A 3,933-nucleotide genomic window follows, 5' to 3' on the forward strand; every position below is an offset into this window, starting at 1 on the left:
CGCACGCACACCCCGCCCCGCCAGCAGGCCCTCCAGCCGTACCGCCCGGGCCCGCAGGTCCTCCGGCGCCTGGGCGAGCAGGCGGTGCACCGGAACCTCCTCCGCCCGGCCATCCCGGTAAAGCGCCAGCGTGGCTTCGAGCGCGGCGACCGTCAGCTTGTCCACCCGCAGGGCCCGCATGAGCGGGTGGGCCTTGATGCGCGCCAGCAGCGCGGACCGGCCCACCACGACGCCCGCCTGGGGTCCTCCCAACAGCTTGTCCCCCGAAAAGGCCACCACGTCCGCGCCCGCCGCGACGGCCTGGGCCACCGTGAGCTCGCGGCTCAGGCCTTCGCCCTTCAACGGCACCAGCGCGCCCGCGCCCAGGTCCTGGAACACCGGCACGCCGCGAGCGCGGCCCAGCGCCGACAGCTCCGCGACCTCCACCTCTTCCGTGAAGCCCACCAACGCGAAGTTGGAGCGGTGCACCTTCACCAGCAGCGCTGACTCCGCGCCCAGCGCCGCCGAGTAATCCGCCAGCCGCGTCCGGTTGGTGGTGCCCACCTCCACCAACTTCGCGCCCGACTGCCGCATCACCTCCGGGACACGGAAGCCGCCGCCAATCTCAACCAGCTCACCGCGCGACACCACGCACTCGCGGCCGGACGCCAGCGCCGCCAGCACCAGCAGCACCGCGCCCGCGCAGTTGTTGACGACGACCGCGTCCTCCGCGCCCGTCAGCGAGCGCAGCAGCCCCACCAGCGGCGCGTAGCGGCTGCCCCGCGCGCCTTCATCCAGGTCGTACTCGAGGTTGGAGTACCCCCGGGCTACCTCCGCCACGCGCGCCACGGCCGAGGCCGCCAGGGGGGCGCGTCCCAGGTTGGTGTGCAGCACCACCCCGGTGGCGTTGAGCACGGGCCGCAGCCCCGGTGCGGCCAGCGTGTCCAGGGCGTGCTGGACGTCCGCGTCCTCGAAGCCCGGTCCCCCCGAGGCCACCAGCCGGCCCCGCGCCCGGTCGACCGCCAGCCGGAGCGCGGCCACGGCACGCGCCCTGGGGACTCCACTCAACAGGGGTTCCAGCGACGGGCGCCGCAGGAGCTGCTCGACGGAGGGGAGCGCGCGCAAGAGCGCATTCTTCCCACCGTCTCCACTGTTCGACGGGGCGCCCACGCCCCGAGTCTATCGGGGTGACAAAAAAGGAAAAGGCCCAGCCTCCCTCGGGGAGACTGAGCCTTCGGACTGAGCGCTAGGAGCGCTCAGGAGGTACTCAGACCGGGCGAACGTTCTGAGCCTGCAGGCCCTTGGGGCCACGGGCCACGTCGAACTCGACCTTCTGGCCTTCCTGCAGCGTGCGGAAGCCCTGGGTCTGAATCGCAGTGTGGTGGCAGAAAAGATCCTCGCCACCGCCGTCCTGCATGATGAACCCAAAGCCCTTCGCGTCGTTGAACCACTTCACGGTACCAGTCGCCATTACGCTTCTCTTCGTCTTTCTCTACCAGCCTCATGAATTGAGCTGGTTGCCACGCCGTGTGAGGGTGCGGCCTTGGCCATGTGTCACGTTTCCGGCCAGTTGCATAGGGGGACCCCCACACGCGGGCACCCTTTTTCAGGGCGTGGACATAACCCGCGGCCTTCACGCTCCATTCCGCACGAATTCTCCACCGACACCACCCAGCAAGCGCCCGGAGGGCGGTGGCCCTACTTCGCGGCGCTCTTGAGCACCGGCAGCTTGGGCGCCCGTCCGTACAGCAGTTGGTACGTGTTGAAGGAGCGCAGCACGCGCTTGATGTAGCCGCGTGTCTCGGAGATGGGGATCTCCTCCACCCACGCGTCCAGCGCCAGGTCCGGTCTGTCGGACCTCCAACGATTCACCGCGCCGGGCCCCGCGTTGTAGCTGCCCACCGCGTAGGGCGTGTGCCCCTTGAAGCGCTTGAGCAGGCCGCCCAGGTAGTGGGCCCCCATGCGGATGTTGAGGTCGGGCTGGAGCAGCTGGTCCACGCTGAAGCGCTTGAGCTTCAGCTCGCGCGCCACGCCCTTCGCGGTGGACGGCATCAACTGGGTGAGGCCCATCGCCCCCGCCCACGAGAGCGCCTTGGGGTCCAGCGCGCTCTCCTCCCGCATCAGCGCCTGGAGCAGGTCCGGCTCCACGCCCGCGTCCGCGGTGTGCTTCTCGATGAGGTCGCGGAAGGCGTTGGGATAGGCCACCTCCCACACCACGCGCGTCTGCGCGGTGATAGGTCCACTCAAGTCCTTGCGCAGCGCCAGCCGCGCCACCGCGTGGGCGGAGCGCTCGTCCCCGGCCTCGTGCAGCACCAGCACCAGCAGGCGCACGGACTCCGCGGGCAGGTTGGTCCGGTTGACGGCCAGCAGCTCGGACGACACGGCTTCCTTGAAGCCCAGGCGGTACAGCTCCACGCCCGCGCGGAAGTGCGGGTCCTCGCCCATGGGGCCGGCGAACAGCGGCCAGGGGCTGACGGCCTCGGGCACGGTGAAGACCGCGGCGGACACCTTCTCCAGCCGCGGCGGGTCCACCTTCGCCAGCTGCGAGCGCGCCATCAGCCCGTAGTAGGTCGCCGGGTGGTCCACGGAGAGCGTCTCGAACAGCTCCGCCGCGCCCTGGATGTTGCCCTTCTCTTGCATCGTCCGCGCCCGCCAGTAGCGCGCGCGCTCCACGTCATAGCTCTCGTCCGCCGTGGCGAACTGCGCCTCGATGCGGTCCAGGAACGACAGGCCGGAGTCCTCCACGCCGGTGGTGCGGGCAATCCAGAACGCCTTGAAGAGCGCCTCGCCCAGGAAGTCCCCTTGCGGGTACAGCCGGGCCAGCGTGTCCAGGCGGGCCATGGCCTCCTTCGGGCGGCCCGTCTTCAGGTAGAGGTCGGCCGCGTAGAAGAGGCCGTCATCCGCGAACGAGTGGTCCGGGAACTCGCGCGCCAGCCGCTCGTAGGTCTCCATGCCCCGCGTCTGGTCCACGATGGAGCGCGACGAGCCGAGCACGTACAGCACGCGCGCCAGCAGGTCGCGGTCCTGGCACTGCTCCGCCACCGGCGTCAGCACCTGGATGGCGCGCGTGTGCTGGCGCTCCTTGCGCAGGCCCTTGCCGAAGACGAAGTGCGCGCGGCAGGCCAGCGGGTCCGGGAGCTTGAGCTTCGGCAGCAGCGGCTCCAGCTGCGCCAGGCCGGCCTTGTTGCGGTGCAGCTCCACCAGCGCCTCGCCGCGCCCCACCTTCGCCTCCAACGGCGGTGTCTGCCCCTTGAGGCGCCGCTCGGCCTGCTTCGACAGGGCGGACAACGGATGCGCGGCCCACAGGCGCCACAGCGCGGCGCGCTCGGCGGCCTTGTCCCGTTTCTCCGCGGCGATGTCGGCGATGGCCATCAGCGCCTCGGCGCCCACGTTGCGGCCCCAGCTGGGCGCCGCGCGCGACGTGAGCGGCTCCAGCGCGGCCATGGCGCCCTCGGCGTCCTTCTTCTTGCGCAGCACGCGCGACAGGGCCAGCCGTGCGTCCACGTACAGCTTGGACTCCGGCGGCACCTGCTCCAGCAGCGCCGCGGCTTCGTCGAAGCGGCGCAGGCTCTCCAGCGCCACGCCGCCATGCGTCAGGCAGCGATCCTTCAGCGCGGGGTAGTCCGGGGCCAGCGCGGCGAACTCCGTGGCGGCGGATGCGTCATCCCCGGCGCGGACGGCGGCCAGGGCGCGCAGGTAGCGCACCGGCGGGCTGTCGCCCTCGTCCTTCAGCAGCTCGCGGGCGCGCGGGTACTGTCCACGGTCGAACGCGTCACGGGCCTCCTGCTTCTTGCCCTCGCCGAAGTACGGCGCCAGGTCCTCCAGCCCGTAGCGGCGGCCCCGGTGCACCACCGGCGTGGGCGGCGCGGCGTTGGGGAAGGCGGGGTTGAGCACCTCCACGTAGCCCACCGGCAGCGGCGCCTTCTCCGAATCGGGAGGGGGCGACAGCTGCGC

Annotated in this window: 3 protein-coding genes; all 3 read right to left on the reverse strand. The window is 71.4% G+C overall.

Going from position 1 to position 3,933, the window contains the following annotated elements; translation table 11 throughout:
* Positions 1–1,149: L-seryl-tRNA(Sec) selenium transferase (selA, locus tag G4D87_RS34710; protein ID WP_163786960.1), on the reverse strand; the 1,149-nt coding region annotated here is incomplete at its 3' end.
* 97 nt (positions 1,150–1,246) lie between these two features.
* Positions 1,247–1,450 carry a cold-shock protein gene (locus tag G4D87_RS34715; protein ID WP_011553379.1) on the reverse strand — a complete coding sequence of 68 codons (204 nt, stop codon included), beginning with the start codon at positions 1,448–1,450 and terminating at the stop codon, positions 1,247–1,249.
* Between the two features lie 227 nt (positions 1,451–1,677).
* Positions 1,678–3,933, reverse strand: a 2,256-nt coding sequence (locus G4D87_RS34720) for a transglycosylase SLT domain-containing protein (RefSeq protein ID WP_163786961.1), incomplete at its 5' end; no start/stop codon positions are given.

Origin of the sequence: Myxococcus vastator, from assembly GCF_010894475.1 — a bacterium.
GTDB lineage: Bacteria > Myxococcota > Myxococcia > Myxococcales > Myxococcaceae > Myxococcus > Myxococcus vastator.

Bases quoted from the DNA above. Each gene is read 5' to 3' on its own strand.
- G4D87_RS34715 (WP_011553379.1), bottom strand. From the start codon at position 1,450: ATGGCGACTGGTACCGTGAAGTGGTTCAACGACGCGAAGGGCTTTGGG.